Below are 14925 nucleotides of genomic sequence, written 5' to 3'. Positions count from 1 at the left end.
CGGCCGGTGACCGGCGCCCACGCCGCACGCTCCGGCCGCGCTGGCGGCGGGCCGCGCCAACGGCGCGAGCGCCGCCGCCCTTGATCCCAAACGGCCAAATTCGGCAAGGCCCGACTCATGAGGGCAATGAGACGGACACCCGTTTCACGATGCCTGGGACGCGACGACAAACCACGCATACGACCACTGACCAGGACACACCGGATTGACACAGTGCGTAGATGGATTATTTACGGGTAGTAGTTGCCGGTAGTGATCCATAGATGAGAGGACCGAACATGGCAACCTTCGCTGGCCGACTGTCCGCCATTGCCTTGGCGGCAACCGCCTCGCTGACCGCCTTCTCTCTGGCCGACACTGTTCCGGCCTCAGCGGCTATGCCCGGCAGTGTCACGCGCGATCAGTGCGTGAAAGGTGGCGGAAAGGTGGAAATCGTAGGTGGTGGCACGCGAATTGGACTTGCGTGCCATGGCGGAACATACAATGGGCAGCCGGTATCCGGCTTTTAGTAGCTACCGACTTCTTCTCACACTTGCTGGGACCGAGGATGAGGGGGCAGGGAATCACCCACCCCCTCATCTCACACAACCAGATCCCGGTCGGACAAGTCCAGTAGTCTCCGCTGACGACTAGGCGTCTTCGCGGTAGAGCCGCCCTTCCCATGGGAGCCAGGGGAGGTACCCCCGACGCTTCAGCTCAATCAGGACCCAGAGTTCGCGCTGCTTTAGGTCAGCCAAATACCCGAGGAGAGCCTCAAATTGCCGAGCGAACTTCCCATCACCCTCACGCAATCTACCAAGCGAATCGTTGACTTTGTCCCGGAGATCACGAAGCGCCTTATTTGCATCCGGGTCATCGCCTAGTTTCACATGGAGGCTTGCCAATGCCTCGCTGTACATCTCCGTGATCTCGGCGTCTGCGTCTGCAAAGTCCTTCCGTTGACCCCCAGTGCGCCTCATCTCAGTCGAAGTCTGCTCGATTTGGCTTTGAAGGAGCGGCAGCAGAGCTAGAAGGATGCTCGTGTCAGCAGCGCGAAAGAGCGCCTCAGTAGTCTCGTCCAGCGCCATGCGCCCAAGTATGGGGCTTCACGACGAAGATCGAGGTCGTTCTTGCCTCAATGATCCGTGCGACCTCAGGTCCTCATCCCGAAGGAGACTCGGAGGGACACGCTGGGGTGCATTGTCGGCTGCTTCTACAGGCGCAGACGCTCTGATCACCCTGGCGGAGGCGCATGTCAAGTACGAGAGAACGCGCCCTTAGGCTGGGCGCATGATCCGAGCTGTGGTTTTCGATGTCGGCGAGTGCCTGGTGAACGAGACGACCGAGTACGGAACGTGGGCTGACTGGCTGGGCGTGCCGCGTCACACGTTCTCGGCGATGTTCGGGGCGGTCATCGCTCGGGGGTTGGACTATCGGGAGACGTTCCAGGTGTTCGCGCCGGGGTTCGATCTGGCCGCGGAGCGTGAGAAGCGGGCTACGGCGGGGAAGCCGGAGACGTTCGGGGAGGCTGATTTCTACCCGGATGTGCGGCCGTCGTTGGCGAAGCTGCGGGATGACGGGCTGTGGGTGGGGATCGCGGGGAACCAGACGGTTCGGGCTGGGGGGATCTTGCGGTCGTTGGATCTGCCGTCGGATCTGATCGCCACGTCGGACGACTGGGGTGTGTCCAAGCCTGACACCGACTTCTTCCGGTGTGTGGTGGACGCTGCGCCGTGTGAGGCGGACGAGATCTTGTACGTGGGCGACCGGCTGGACAACGACATTCGGCCGGCTGCTGAGGTCGGGTTGCTGACGGCGCTGATCCGGCGGGGGCCGTGGGGGATCATTCAGCAGGACGACCCGGAAGCCGACCGCGTTGCGACGATGCGGATCGATTCGCTGGGTGAGCTTCCGGGCCGGGTCGCTGAGTTCAACGCTGCAACGAACTGACCGTCGTCTGCCAGTCGTACAGGCGGTCGTCCAGGTGGCGGACGGCGTCGCTGTCGGACCACGGTTGCAGGGCTCGGCGGACCTGGTTCACGCGGTCCATGCCGGTGGCGTACCAGGTGGCCGAGAGCTGGTCGAGGGCCTGTTCGGCGTACGCGGCAGCGCCCTCGGGGTTCTTCAGCGCGATCTCGACGGCGGCCAGGTCTCCGAGGATGACCGAGCGCTGCTTGGCGTTGGTGTCGGCCATTGTCTCCAAGACGGCCTCTAGAGTCGCCTTGGCCTGAGCAGGCTGACCGGCCTTGAGCTGGGTGTCTCCCTTGAAGGACTGGAGACTGACCGGCGAGAACCAGTTGAACCACTCGGGGGCCGGAGCCTCGACGCCCTCAGCCAGCACGAGTTCCCCGTGATTGATCAGCCGGAGCGCCTCGCGCGGGTGACCGCACCTCGTCTCACATTCGGCTTCTACTGCATCCAGCCATGCCCAGAACTCGGGCGGGGCCGGGCTGCGTCGGGCGTAAGTGCGGGCTGCGCGCATCCGCTCGGCTGACTCCTCGCGGCGGCCGTCCCAACCGGGGATGAACGCGGCGTGTGCCAGGATCGCCGCTCCCAACAGGGAGTCGTTGGCCTCCCCCGCGGCCTGGAGCGCTCGGACGTAGGTCGCGTCCGCCTCGTCCGGCTGGCGCAGGTCGAAGAACTCGATCCGGCCGACCAAAAGCAGGGCCTCGGCCAACGCAGTTGCCAGGATGCGGCGGGGTACACCGGTGGTCTCGGCGAGTAGTTGGGTTCCGAGCTTGGTGTGTTCCAGCACCGCCGGATGGAGCTGGGCAGGCTGCACGCTGAAGTAGAGGCGGCGAAGTGCCGCATTGATCGCGGCGAAGTCGGCTCCGACGGTCGGTGGCTGTAGAGCGGCCGACGTGTTCGGCAAGGGCAGCGTCGTGCCCAGTGCCTGAGGCGCTGTTCCTGTGTGCGGTGCCGGGCCCGCGCTGTTCGTGGCCGGGCCGCTGGTCTCCCACGGCGGGGTGAAGCCGAGCTGCTCGATCGGCAGCTGCAGGACATGGGTCAGGAGCCGCTGATGATCGGCTCGGGGCCATGGCGGGTTCACCGACTCCCACCGACGGATCTGACGGGCGCTCACCTGGATATGGCCCAGATCAAGAAGCGGCGCGGCTCTCGTCATCGCATCCGCCAAGGCTTGCTGTGAGGCGTACCCGGCGTGCTGCCGAGCGGCCTTGAGACGGGTGTTCCCGGCTGGTCGCGTCACCTGATCCCACCTCCTACGTGGTGTCCTCTACGCCTCTGACGGTACCTACAAACGGTCTTTGAGCGGACACCAGCCCCCATCTTGGATCTCTAACGTCCTCTAAGAGTCCTCTTAAGGACCCATAGAGGACCTTCAAGAGGACGTTACGCCAGAGGACTCTTGTCGGCATGCGAGATGAGCGGGAAGCCACCTCTTGCGAGAGCTGCCGGGGACGTGGCTGGAAGTGGGTCTCAGTTCGACGCTTCGTCCTCGTCTGGGGCTCGCCCAAGGGGACGCCCCCGACCCGGAAGCGGGAGCCATGCGCCTTGTGCTCCGCAGAGCGACGGGCACGGGCCGCGTGATGAGCTGCGGGGCCGGTGATCTGTTGTGGATGGCAGAGGTACCCCGCGGGCGCTTGTGGCGCTTCGTCTCTTGGCCATGTCCCCGGATCACCGGTCCCGCTTCCAAGGTGAAGGGGGCAGGTGATGAGTGATCAGCCGTTGAGTGTGGTGGAGGCTGCGGCGTGGGCTCCGGCGGCGCGGGCGTTGGTGGTGGAGTTGGCCGCGCGTGGCCTGGTCGCGAGGGTTCTCGGGCATGGCGCGGTGCGGGCACGGAACCCGGCTGGAGAGCCTGCCCCGGATGACCTGGTGGGCGCGGCACTGTCGCCGGGGCTGAACCAGGAGGTGTGGTGCCGTCCGGATTGGCCGGACCGCGAACTGTGGTGGTTCTGGGCCTGGTCGGGGCCGAACCGTGATGACCCGCCGGAGCTGGAGCACCTGTGCCCGGTCTCCGAGACGGGGTTGGCGGCGGACGCCATCGCGCGAGTGCTGGCGGTGCCGTTCACGAACGCCGAGGTGCCGTGATGCGCGGCGAGTTCCCCAGCGATGTCCCCGGCCGCACTCCCATTCAGTTCCCCGCGCCGGTTCCGGGTGGTGCCGTTGGCGACCCCGGCGGGCGTGATTCAGGTCGGGAGGCCGGTTCCGCAGGTGAATCCGCGGGACGCCTGACGGATTCCGGGGTGGTCACCCGTGCACTCCGGGAGGAGTACGGCGGTCGTGTGGAGTCCGCGTGGTTCGGCGAGTCCACGCATTCGTGGTGGGCGGTGGTCCGGTCATACCGGGGCGTGCGCCTGGTGGAGGCTTCAAGTCCGAGGGAGTTGCGTGATGCGGTTGTTCATGCGGACCGGTGGCCCTGGCCGAGCACGGGACCCCGGGCCACGGGATCGCAGGCCACTGGAGCCGGGCAGGCCGTTCGCCCTTCCGGCCACCTGTGAACCGATGCCCGGTCAAGACCCGATCGCTGCTCTGTGCGGTCTGGTCGGGCAGTTGGCCGAGGCAGAGGATCCGTCCTCGCAGGCGCTGCCGCTGGCTGAGGTGGTGCGCTTGGCGGCGTGGGGGCTTCGTGAAGCGGTCGGGGCCGGGCTGCGAGTGGAGTCCGCAGGGCCGGTGGAGTCGGCCGGGCGCGTGCTGGACCTGGTGTTCTGGGCCTGGGACGAGTTCCTCGGCGTCCTTCATGAGGTCGAGTCCGAGATGAAAACCCTTCATGACCGGACCGTCGCGGAGTCCATGGCGTCGCGTTCGGCTGGCGCGGTCTGGGACGACAAGGACGCGGCCAAGGTGCGCGAGCGGCTGCGGGTGCTGGACGAGGTGCTCGTGAACCTGTCCTCGTGCCGGAACACCCTCGGTGGCTCACACATGCTCCTCAGCCACACCACCTCCGCCCTTGACCTTCTGAACACCCTCACCCCGCCCCAGACCGTGAACGACCCGGCGGGGGACCCCGCCGGTACAGGCATCAACGCAGACACGGAGGCGAAAACCGATGAGTGACATGCCGATGGGTGGCACGCTGCGGATCACGACGTGGAACCTGCACAACGGCGGCACGGACGGAGCCGACGATTCCCGGTTGCGGGGCATCCTAAACCGGATCACAGCGGTCGGCCCGCATGACGTGGTGTTCCTTCAGGAGTGCAAGTGGGGCGGTGGTGGGGCGAGTTCCCGGCGGCTGCACCAGGTCGCCCGGCACCTGAACATGCCCGGTGGCCGGTACCTGGTGCCCGCTCCCCGGTACGGGTGCGACCTTGCCGTCCTGGTCCGGGAGACCTCGACGCTCCGCGTCGTCCAGGAGCGCCACGAGACCGGCCACGCGCCCTGGTTCCACGCCTTGGCACGCGTGGAGGTCGCGGTGGGGGCGGCCACGGGGAAGGCGCGCCGCATCGACCTGTGCGGGGTGCATCTCGCGCCTAGCGCTCCCCGCATCCGCGCGGACGAGGCCGAGATGTTCAACCTGCTCGGCAAGGTCGAAGCGATCGCGGCCGGCGACTTCAACGCCCGCGCCCTGGACGAACGCGACCTCCCCGAAGACACCGACCTGTCCAACGCCAAGATCTCACGCAAGCTCGACACCACACCCGCCCAGATCATCGCCGCCGCCGGATTCACCGACCTGGGCGAGATGGCGGGCGACCTCACCCCCACCGTGGGCTTCGGCATCGGACCCGTCCCGCACCGCGCCGACCGCATCCACACCAACATCAACGGCGTCCAGGTGCTCGAACACGCGGTGCTGTCCGCCGACGACGGCGCCCGCCGCCTGTCCGACCATGACGGCGTCACCGCCCTGATCAGGGTCCCGGTATGAGATGGCCGCACATCCACCCCGCCAGGTTCCGCCGGAAAGCCTGGTTCCACCCGCACGACTCGGATCCGGATCTGGGGTGGATGCTCGACGCCGATGCCCCGGCGGACAACGAGACCTACACCCGGCGCGTGCATGAAGCGCTCGCTGCGTCCCCGGTCACGGCGGGCTGGGTCCTCAACGTCCAACCCCACCGAGTGGAGGGCTACATGGGCGTCGCGTTGTGGGTGCCCATGCTCAGCCTCGGAGGCCGTGTGATCGGACGCCGGATCTGGATCGAGGTGTCCGCCGTACAGGATCTCCTGGACGTGGCCGACCAGATCCGTTCGGCGGAGTTCCGCGAGGCCATGGGCGACTTCGGGGACTCCTACGCCTAACCCCTGGTGGGTCGATGGGGTGGCCGGATCGCGCCACGCTCGGGGCGCGAGTAGAGGTGTGACAGGGAGAAATGACCCTGGGTACGCTTGGACTACTCGTGTTATCGACAAGTAGGCGGGTCCAGATGTCGGACGATTGGCGCTACCTCCCGAAGTACCAGCAGATCATCGAGACGTTGCGGCGCCGGATCGCTGAGGGCGTGTACCAGGTCGGGGACAAGCTGCCGTCCGAGACCGAACTGCTCAAGGAGTTCGGGACGTCCCGCCCGACTGTCGTCCGGGCGCTGAACAACATGCAGCTCGGTGGAGAAGTCGAGCGCGTCCACGGGCGTGGGAGCTTCGTCAAGGCTCCCCGCACGCCTGACGACTCGAACCGCAGTCTGCCGGGCCTTGCTGTGCTGGATCGCCACGAGACCGCCGAGACGGTCAAGATGATCGAGGTTGGACGGCGTCCAGTCCCTGCCCCGGTAGCCGAGCTTCTGGGTCTGGCTGCCGGGGCTCCGGCGTTCCTGCGCCGCTACGTCGGCGTCTTTGATCAGATCCCGAGTGAGCTGGTCTCGCTCTGGCTCCCCCTGGACCTCGCCAAAGCGATGGGCCTGCAAGCGGACGGGCCTCTGACGGTTCCGGTGCGTGAGCTGCTGACCTCCGCCCATGATGAGCGCCTGGTGCGCATCGATGAGCGCCTGTCGGCACGACCCGCCACCGAGCAGGAGACCGACGCCCTGGAGCTGGGCGCGCACGAACCGATCCTGGCCGTCCTGGGTGTCCTTCGGGATACGACCGGCCGCGGCGTGCTGGCCGTTGACCTGGCACTTCCGGGCACTCTGCACGAGTTGACGGACTCGTTCCCGCTCTGATGTGACGCACGTCACTCAATAACTTAAGTCACCTTCGTTGCGATCGCCCCGTCCAGGGGTAGGTTCTTGCTTAGCAACTCGATAACCCGAGTTGCTAAGCACAGAAGCAGCGACCAGCGGAGGTGTGACCATGGCGGTTCTGGGACGGATCCCGGTGAGCTTCGGTGAGGTGTTCCCGCACGGAGTGTTCGCCACGGCGGCGGCCGAGCCCCTGGAGAACTTCGAGACCAAGCGGCAGGAGACCGACAAGGAGAACGGTCTCCCGGTCTGGGTGGTGGACGTCTACGACGCCGACCCGGAGGCCAACCATAAGAACAGCGCGATCAAGGTGAAGATCTCGGCGCAGGTCTGCCCGGTCGTGCCGGAGGCGGTGTTCGGACCGTTCCGCCCGTGCGAGTTCGACGGGCTGACGGTCACGCCGTACGTGGACGACTCGGGGAAGCGTCCGCGGATCGCCTACTCCTTCCGGGCGCGTGGCGTCCGGGCTCCCGCCGGTGCCGCCGGTGGTACGGCCAAGACCCGTCCGGCGACGCAGGCCAAGGACGCGGCCTGATGGGGGCGGGCAAGGGGCGCATGTCGGCGCTCACGCTGCCGGTCGATGCCGGTGCGACCTGCGAGTTCAAGGCGTTCCGGGCTCGGACTCCGCTGTTCTCGATCGTCGCCGGTCGGGTCCTGGTGACCCTCACGATGCCCGAGCGGCTGCGGGCCGAAGATGTGGAGTTCGCCCGGACCCTGGCCGAGCAGGCGCACAGGTACGCGATCGAGGTGGAGCGCCTGTACCGGTCCGGCGGCCGTGTCCGCAGCGAGCAGACGGGGCGGGCGGCCTGATGGGCGAGTACACGTACACCACCATCGCGATCGAGCCGGGCCAGTCCCCGCGCATCTCGGTCAGTCTGCTCGGCAACGACTCCCTGAGGGTGCTGACGTGCACATCGGCGGAGAACGCCGCGCAGGTGAGCGTGACGCAGGGCGAAGTCCATGTCTCCATCACCCCGATCGACAACTCGGCGGTCACGGCGGCGGATGTGAGGTCCGCGCGAGAGCTGGCCGGGGCGTTCGCCGCATACGCGGTCAGGGTCGAACAGCTCCACCAGCAGCACACCGTCTCCTCGTCCGGCGACTCGTCGGGCTCGGACGGCTCGGAGTGTGGGGCGTGATCGCGCTGCTGCTGTTCGGCCTGGCGCTGATGGCCATGGCCGCGGTGGGTGCCCTGGTGCTGCTGGTCGAGTGGATGGACTCCCGGCGGGCGGTGCGTTGGTGCCACACCATGGGCCGTCACTGCGGCCGATCCTCCTGCGAGCCCTGCGCGATCGCCGCGAGGTCGGCTGAGGCTGCCGCGAAGGTCGGTGCCCGTCCGGTACTGGTCGTGCCGGTGATGCTCCCGTGGCCTCCGCCGATCCCGGGCGCGTTCACCTGGGCCACCTGACCACGCGAGTTCGAGCGAGATGAGGGCGGGGCGGCTGGAAGCTGATCCCTTCCTGCCGCCCCTTCCCCCTCGCTTCTGCTTCCTCTACCTGCGCAAAGTCCGCACTTCCCGAAGGGGTGAACTCATCATGGCATGGGAGTTCCGAAAGCTCGGTCCGGGCGAGAACGTCGCCGTGGAAGCCTCGACCGACCCGTTCGCCGGGCCGAAGTGGGCGCCGCCGGTCTGGCACATGCCCGAGGGCCTGGTGCTGCTGGTCAACTTCGTCCGGTTCCTCGTCCGCCTGACGGTGTTCACCGTCCGCAACGCTCTCCCGCTCTCGGTCCTGGCCGGGCTCGGGTGGCTGGGGTACCGGGTCGGCTGGGTCCTGCCCGTCGTCCTGGTGCTCGTCGCCGGGGCCGGTCTCGGCGCATGGGCGGTCCTCGATCGACCGGAGTTCCTGCGGTGGGTCGGCTACCCGGCCCGCGCGAAGTGGCGGTACGTCCGCGTCTACCGGCGGGACTGGCAACCGGTGATCGTCATGGCCGGACTGTCCCGCACCCACAAGGGCCGCGAGTACCTCCCGTCGATCAAACGGGTCCGGTGCGGTCCGTCCTCGGATCGGGTGCTCGTTCAGATGCTCAAGGGACAGGCGCCGGATGTCTGGGAGCAGGCAACACCGAATCTCGCGCACGGGTTCGGATCGTCCCTGGTTCGGGTTCGCGCCGGGGGCCGTCCGGGGCGGGTCTGGCTGGAGTTCGTCCGCAAAGACGTGCTCGCCACTCCGATCCCGGCCCTGCCGATCGCCGCCGCTGCGGACGTCGACCTGTCCGGGCTGGTGATCGGGCGGTGTGAGGACGGGGCCCCGTGGCGGCTGCGGGTGCAGGGGACTCACGTCCTGGTGGCCGGGGCCACCGGCTCGGGCAAGGGCTCGGTCATCTGGAGCGTCGTCCGGGCCCTGCTCCCCCTGATGATCGCGGGCCTGGTGGAGGTCTGGGCCATCGATCCCAAGCGCATGGAACTCAGCTTTGGACGGGCGCTGTTCGAGCGATACGGCCGGTACTCCGACGACCCAAAAGGCGGCATGGTCGAGCTGCTCGAAGCCGCGGCCAAGGACATGAACGCCCGCGCGGAGGAGTTCGGCGGCGTCACCCGGTCGTTCACCCCAAGTGGCCGGCACGCTTTCCGGCTGATCATCGTGGATGAGCTGGCGTTCCTCACCGCCTACTGCCCGGACCGTGACCTGCGCAAGCGCGCCGAAGCCGCCCTTGCCATCCTGACCACCCAAGGCCGGTCGGTCGGCTACTGCGTCCTCGGCGCGCAGCAGGACGCCCGGAAAGAGGTCAACAACCTCCGCAACCTGTTCCCCGACCGGATGGCGCTTCGGCTGGACGAGTCCGAACAGGTCGACATGATCCTTGGCGACGGCGCCCGTGACCGCGGGGCCCATGCCGACGAGATCTCATCGATCCCGCAGATCGGCGCGGGCGTCGGGTTCGTCCGCCTGGAAACCACTCCCGACCCGGTTCGCGTCCGGGCGGCGTACGTGTCGGACGACGACATCAGCGCCATGGTCACGTACGCCCTCGCACACGACGACGACCAGAACGGCGACACATTCGGGCCCGCCGCGGGGGCGGCGTGAACGCCCCTCGCCACTGGCTCGATCCGCTGCGCTGTCCGGCCTGCGCCCACCTGAACCCCTCCTGGCTGTCCTATCGACCCGACCGGGACGGCAACCGAGTCACATGCGAGTCCTGCCGAGCCCTCGTCCTGGTGCTCCTCGCCGACGGCCGCCTGTCGGAACAGCGCCTGGTCAACACCACCAACACGACGGGAGGTGATCTCTGATGACGTTCACCCAACCCACCCTCGACGCGCCCGAGATCACTGCGGCCCACCCTGAACCGGTCGAACAGACCCGGCGGGTGAAGGTGCTGCCGCCGCTCGCCCGGGACCTGGTCAAGGCCGTCGCGCTCGACCACGGCGTGTGTGTCCGCCCCGTCCCCATGCGGCGGGTCGATCTCCACACCGGAGACTCCAAGGTCGTCTACGTGCCGTGCGGGCACACCCTCGCCTCGGTCTGCCCGTCGTGCGCCGAGCGCAAGCGCAAGCTCCGCGCCGTCCAGTGCTCCCAGGGCTGGCACATCGACACCGAACCCGAAATCGTCCGCGCCGGCCCTGCTGAGCAGCAGCGCAACCTGATGGAACTGCGGGCCCAAGCTCAGGCTGAACGCGACCGGGCCGAAGCCGAGGGAACCGCGCACGGGGAACCCGTCGGATTCTGGGACGGGTTGCTGGGCGAACTCGATGTCGAGATCGAACGCGCCGGTGTCCGCGGGACGCTCAATACGGGGAATCAGCTCAAGCGGCGGACGCGATCGACTCGGCGACGTCAGGACGCTCCCAACCTTCCCCGCCGTCCTGTGGATGCTCGGACGGTCGGCAGGACCTTCACCGCGCCGGGTGGGAAGACGTTCCGGCCGTCGATCTTCCTCACCCTCACCCTCGACTCCTACGGACGCGTGCACTCCGACGGGACACCGGTCGACCCGGACGGCTACGACTACCGGCGGGCCGCGCGGGACGCGATCCACTTCGGCAAGCTCGTGGACCGGTTCGTTCAGAACCTGCGCCGGTTCGTCGGCTACGACGTCCAGTACTTCGCCGCCGTCGAACCCCAACGCCGACTCGCCCCACACCTCCACATGGCCATCCGCGGCACCATCTCCCGCCGCGAACTCCGCCAGGTCGTGGCGGCCACGTATCACCAGGTGTGGTGGCCTTCCACCGATCACGTCGTCTACTCCGATGACCGGCTGCCGGTCTGGGAAGAGGCGGCCGGAGACGACGGGCAGAGCGGCTACATCGACCCCGACACCGGTGCGGCCCTGTCCACCTGGGATGAGGCCCTGGACCGGATCGGCCTGGACGACGACGCCGAACCCCTGCACGTCGTCCGCTTCGGACGCCAGGTCGACGCACAGGGCGTCTTGGCCGACACCCCAGACGCGCGGCGGTGCATCGGCTACCTGACCAAGTACCTGGTCAAGAGCGTGGCCGACTGCCACGAGCCCGAGACCACCCGGCAGAAGGCCCACGTCGAACGCCTGGCGGAGGCGCTCCGGTATGAGCCGTGCTCGCCCACCTGCTCCAACTGGCTCCGCTACGGCGTCCAGCCCAAGAACCCTCGCTCGGGGATGGTGCCGGGGTTCTGCAAGGGCAAAGCCCACAAGCGCGAACACCTCGGCTACGGCGGACGCCGCGTCCTCGTCTCCCGCAAGTGGTCCGGCAAAACTCTCGCCGACCACAAAGCCGACCGCAAAGCGTGGGTCCTGGCCCGTCTCGCGGAGGCCGGGATCTCGGCAACCAACACCGACACCGGACCCGGCTACGCCTGGGAACGCGCCGGACCCGCAGACCCCGACGTCCGATCACTCGAACATCGCCTGCTCCTGCTGATCAACGAACGCGTCAAGCGACGCGAACAGCTCGCACAGGCCACCACCACAGAACCTCCGGCAACGAGGGAGGCAGCATGACCACCAAGCGCACACTCACCCCGCCGCCGACGCTCCCGACCGGGGAACGGCTCCTCACCATCGCCGAAGCCGCCGAGGTGTTCAACACCTCCGAACGCTTCCCCCGCCGCCTCATCGCCGAACGCCGCATCCGCTTCGTCAAACTCGGACGCTTCGTCCGCATCCCCGAATCCGCCGCCCACGAGTTCATCGCGAACGGTCTGGTCGAACCGCTCACCGCCTCGAACGTCTGGAGGGCCGCGTAATGGCGAGAGGTAACAAGAAGGGGCATCGCCGTTTCGGACTCGTCCGGGAACTGCCGTCCGGCCGGTACCAGGCGAGTTACCTCGGGCCGACTGGTAAGCGCCACAACGCGCCCGAGACGTTCGCCCGCAAGAGCGATGCCGAGCAGTGGCTCACGCTGGTCGAAGCGCAGATGATCAGGGGCGATTGGATCGACCCGGAGCTTGCCAAGGTCAAGCTCGTTGACTACACCGCGAAGTGGATCAAGGAGCGGCCTGGGCTGCGTCCTCGAACGGTAGAGCTCTACGAGCGGTTGCTCAGGCTGCACATCGCGCCGCACTTCGGTGAGGTCTCGGTGGGTGATGTGCGTACGAGCGCCGTCCGAAGCTGGCGCATGCTGCTCCTGGATGAGGGCGTCTCGGAGTCGGTCACCGCTAAGGCGTACCGGCTGCTGCGTGCCGTGTTCATGACGGCGGTCAAGGAAGACGAGATGATCCAGCGCAACCCGTGCCGGATCAAGGGTGCGGGGGATGAGCACCCGGAAGAACGTCCGGCTCTCACTCTGGCGCAGGTGTTCCGACTGGCTGACCTGGTCGGGTCCCGGCCGGTCGCCAACCTTCGGAAGTTGCCGTCCGGTGAGTACCGGGTCCGCTATACCGCTCCGAACGGTGCACGATGCCCGATCGCGGACGTCTTCCCCAGTCATGAAGCGGCCGAAAGGGCCGTCTGGGAACTGCTTCAGGCTGGGCGGGTCAAGGACGATCACGATGACAGGTATCGGGCGCTCGTCCTGCTCGCGGCCCTCACTGGCCTTCGCTGGGGAGAGGCGATCGCCCTCCGGCGGTGCGACCTGGACACGACGGCATGCACCGTGAGGGTCACGCGGCAGTACCTCGAACTCGATAACTCCGCCCTGGAGATCGGCCCCCCGAAGTCACGGGCCGGGCGCCGCACTGTCCCGTTCCCTCGGTCGATCCTTCCGGCAATCCTCGATCACCTGGAGTCCTTCACCGACGACGCGCCTGAGGCGCTGGTATTCACGTCTCCCAAGGGGATGGTCTACCGGCGGGGGAACTTCCGCCGTGGCTCCCGGTGGGCGCAGGCGGCCGAAGCGGTCGGCGTCCCGGGACTGCACTTCCACGACCTGCGCCACACGGGCAACACCATCGCGGCTGGGAGCGGTGCAAGCCTGCGTGATCTCATGGCGCGCATGGGGCAGGACTCGCCTCGCGCGGCCATGATCTACCAGCACGAGACCTCAACGGCAGGACAGGCCATCGCCGCCGCCATCGATGCGCAGATCAAGGCGGTTGTTCAGAGGGACGACCCGGACGACGAAGGGCCGGCTGGCGCGCTGGTCCCGGTGGCCTAATTGCACGCTAATTGCACGAACACCCCCGCCCGATGATCGGACGGGGGTGTTTTCGCAGGTGGAGCCTAGGGGATTCGAACCCCTGACACCCGGCTTGCAAAGCCGGTGCTCTACCAACTGAGCTAAGGCCCCTCGGCGGAGCAAAGCTTACCGGGGGACGGCCCTCGCACGCGCCCGGATATCCGTGTGACGCGCGCGGCCGTACGCCGCCCTGGTCCCGGCGGGATCGGAACGGTCATCCGTCCCGGTCACGCCGGGGCCATGCACGGCGAATGTCGGTTCAGCTGTCGGTGGACGTCGCCTCGGTCCACAGGTCCAGCTCGGCGCGGTCCTGCTGCAGACGACGCCAGACAACGAATCCGCCAAGAGCCACAACGGCCAGAACAAGCAGCTTCTTCACGGTGGGGACCCCTTCACCTCGACTATGAAGTCAGCCCGAGGGGACATGGGTATCAGAGACTCTTCCCCCAGGCTCTCCGCAGCCTAGCAACCCGCGCCGAGCGATCCGCACCCCCTGTGCCGTTATCGGACGCGCCGTCCAAGGACGGTGCGGGTGCTGTGGCCGACGCGCCATCTCGATTCGGGCGCCGATCGGCCGGATAATCCGGGGCATCGACGTCAGGAGAGTCCCGATGGGCGCACAGGACGACTTCGGTCTCTGGGAGCAGGAGCTTGGGCCCGGGGGGACGGACCGTCCGGAGCCATCGGGCCTGCGTGGACCGCTGGTGATCGCCGTGACGATGGCCGTCGGCTGCACCGTCCTGATCACCTTGGGCGAGGGGCCGCTGGGTGTGGCCGGCCTCGTTCTCACGTCGATGATCTTGCTCCTGTGGCGCGCCGGACTGTGACGCCGAGAGGGCGTGGCCGAGCGCGCGGACGTGATCGCCTTCATCGAACCACGTGACGGACAGCACTTTTCGGGCAAGTACGGAAGCCGTCACCCACGGTCGCGGGGAGCCGCCGTGAACACCTTCATCCACAGGCCAAAAAGGCCTGTTTGAACCGTTTCTTGCCTGCTTGGGCGGGGGACCGCCGGACCTTCTTCCACACCGGAATCCCCAGCTGGCCAGGGGATCGCGCGCCGGGCGCCCCCTCTGGACAACATTGGGGACGACCTGTGGGCGACGCTCGCCGCCGTCCCCGCAATCCACAGCCTGTGGATAACTTTCGTGCACAACCTGTGGGAGAAGGGTGATGGGAGATATCCACGTCGCGTCCCCAGGTCACCCCCAGGCGGGCATCTCGTCATCCACCCGGTGGATAACGTTCTGACCAGTGCCAGAGTGCGCCTTCGGCCCCGGTCTGCCCATCGTCATGCACAGCCTGTGGGTATCGGGGTTCCACAGT

19 protein-coding genes and 1 tRNA gene are annotated in these 14925 nt (G+C 67.6%); 16 read left to right on the top strand and 4 right to left on the bottom strand.

The genetic code is table 11. From position 1 onward, the window contains the following. Positions 1-629: 629 nt before the first annotated feature. Positions 630-1067, bottom strand: coding sequence for a hypothetical protein (locus tag EBO15_RS34125; RefSeq protein ID WP_122198603.1), 438 nt, complete (start codon positions 1065-1067; stop codon positions 630-632). A 202-nt stretch (positions 1068-1269) separates the two neighbouring features. On the opposite strand from EBO15_RS34125, the gene EBO15_RS34120 reads away from it, so the two are divergent. After that, positions 1270-1929: an HAD family hydrolase gene (locus EBO15_RS34120; protein WP_122198602.1), complete on the top strand. Its 660-nt coding sequence runs from the start codon at positions 1270-1272 to the stop codon at positions 1927-1929. Here the strand turns inward: EBO15_RS34120 and EBO15_RS34115 are convergent. Next, entirely contained in the window at positions 1910-3187 is a 1278-nt protein-coding gene (locus EBO15_RS34115; RefSeq protein WP_122198601.1) for a transcriptional regulator, read from the bottom strand. The genes EBO15_RS34120 and EBO15_RS34115 overlap by 20 nt on opposite strands. Before the next feature lie 464 nt (positions 3188-3651). On the opposite strand from EBO15_RS34115, the gene EBO15_RS43860 reads away from it, so the two are divergent. The 14 genes from EBO15_RS43860 (at position 3652) to EBO15_RS34045 (ending at position 13578) form a co-directional block, all read left to right on the top strand. Further along, a complete protein-coding gene (locus EBO15_RS43860) occupies positions 3652-4029 on the top strand; it encodes a hypothetical protein (protein WP_147481787.1) in 378 nt (125 codons plus the stop codon). 462 nt (positions 4030-4491) lie between these two features. Next, the gene (locus EBO15_RS34105; RefSeq protein ID WP_147481786.1) at positions 4492-4995 is read left to right on the top strand and encodes a hypothetical protein; all 504 of its coding nucleotides are present in this window, start codon (positions 4492-4494) and stop codon (positions 4993-4995) included. Continuing rightward, positions 4988-5809 (top strand): endonuclease/exonuclease/phosphatase family protein, encoded by an 822-nt coding sequence (locus EBO15_RS34100; protein ID WP_122198598.1) that lies wholly within the window; start codon positions 4988-4990, stop codon positions 5807-5809. The genes EBO15_RS34105 and EBO15_RS34100 overlap by 8 nt, the downstream gene beginning before the upstream one ends. Then, positions 5806-6183, top strand: a complete 378-nt coding sequence (locus tag EBO15_RS34095; protein ID WP_122198597.1) for a hypothetical protein — start codon at positions 5806-5808, stop codon at positions 6181-6183. Before EBO15_RS34100 ends, EBO15_RS34095 begins: the two co-directional genes overlap by 4 nt. Positions 6184-6308: 125 nt before the next feature. Continuing rightward, positions 6309-7040, top strand: a complete 732-nt coding sequence (locus tag EBO15_RS34090; protein ID WP_158628439.1) for a GntR family transcriptional regulator — start codon at positions 6309-6311, stop codon at positions 7038-7040. A gap of 130 nt (positions 7041-7170) precedes the next feature. Beyond that, positions 7171-7593, top strand: coding sequence for a plasmid replication, integration and excision activator (locus tag EBO15_RS34085; RefSeq protein ID WP_122198595.1), 423 nt, complete (start codon positions 7171-7173; stop codon positions 7591-7593). Further along, entirely contained in the window at positions 7593-7868 is a 276-nt protein-coding gene (locus EBO15_RS34080; protein WP_122198594.1) for a hypothetical protein, read from the top strand. Before EBO15_RS34085 ends, EBO15_RS34080 begins: the two co-directional genes overlap by 1 nt. After that, positions 7868-8197 (top strand): hypothetical protein, encoded by a 330-nt coding sequence (locus EBO15_RS34075; RefSeq protein WP_122198593.1) that lies wholly within the window; start codon positions 7868-7870, stop codon positions 8195-8197. Before EBO15_RS34080 ends, EBO15_RS34075 begins: the two co-directional genes overlap by 1 nt. Then, complete coding sequence (locus EBO15_RS34070) at positions 8194-8466, top strand: hypothetical protein (RefSeq protein ID WP_147481785.1); 273 nt, start codon at positions 8194-8196, stop codon at positions 8464-8466. Before EBO15_RS34075 ends, EBO15_RS34070 begins: the two co-directional genes overlap by 4 nt. Before the next feature lie 127 nt (positions 8467-8593). Further along, a complete protein-coding gene (locus EBO15_RS34065; RefSeq protein WP_233616616.1) occupies positions 8594-10087 on the top strand; it encodes an FtsK/SpoIIIE domain-containing protein in 1494 nt (497 codons plus the stop codon). Then, a complete protein-coding gene (locus EBO15_RS34060) occupies positions 10084-10293 on the top strand; it encodes a hypothetical protein (protein ID WP_122198591.1) in 210 nt (69 codons plus the stop codon). The genes EBO15_RS34065 and EBO15_RS34060 overlap by 4 nt, the downstream gene beginning before the upstream one ends. Then, a complete protein-coding gene (locus EBO15_RS34055) occupies positions 10293-11984 on the top strand; it encodes a replication initiator (RefSeq protein ID WP_233616615.1) in 1692 nt (563 codons plus the stop codon). Before EBO15_RS34060 ends, EBO15_RS34055 begins: the two co-directional genes overlap by 1 nt. Beyond that, the gene (locus EBO15_RS34050; RefSeq protein ID WP_122198590.1) at positions 11981-12229 is read left to right on the top strand and encodes an excisionase family DNA-binding protein; all 249 of its coding nucleotides are present in this window, start codon (positions 11981-11983) and stop codon (positions 12227-12229) included. Before EBO15_RS34055 ends, EBO15_RS34050 begins: the two co-directional genes overlap by 4 nt. Beyond that, positions 12229-13578, top strand: coding sequence for a tyrosine-type recombinase/integrase (locus tag EBO15_RS34045; RefSeq protein WP_122198589.1), 1350 nt, complete (start codon positions 12229-12231; stop codon positions 13576-13578). Before EBO15_RS34050 ends, EBO15_RS34045 begins: the two co-directional genes overlap by 1 nt. Before the next feature lie 59 nt (positions 13579-13637). On the opposite strand, the gene EBO15_RS34040 is transcribed toward EBO15_RS34045, so the two are convergent. Together EBO15_RS34040 and EBO15_RS46410 are read right to left on the bottom strand one after the other, a co-directional pair. Beyond that, a tRNA-Ala gene (locus EBO15_RS34040) sits at positions 13638-13710 on the bottom strand. Between the two features lie 148 nt (positions 13711-13858). Next, positions 13859-13978 carry a DLW-39 family protein gene (locus EBO15_RS46410; protein ID WP_211245696.1) on the bottom strand — a complete coding sequence of 40 codons (120 nt, stop codon included), beginning with the start codon at positions 13976-13978 and terminating at the stop codon, positions 13859-13861. 232 nt (positions 13979-14210) lie between these two features. Here EBO15_RS46410 and EBO15_RS34035 point away from each other — a divergent pair, with 232 nt between their 5' ends. Further along, positions 14211-14426, top strand: coding sequence for a hypothetical protein (locus EBO15_RS34035; protein WP_122198588.1), 216 nt, complete (start codon positions 14211-14213; stop codon positions 14424-14426). Positions 14427-14925: the final 499 nt, after the last annotated feature.

The organism is Actinomadura harenae (genome assembly GCF_003696215.1).
Lineage (GTDB): Bacteria > Actinomycetota > Actinomycetes > Streptosporangiales > Streptosporangiaceae > Spirillospora > Spirillospora harenae.
Note: the sequence above shows the minus strand (reverse complement) of the source record. Positions and strands in the feature narration are given on the sequence as shown.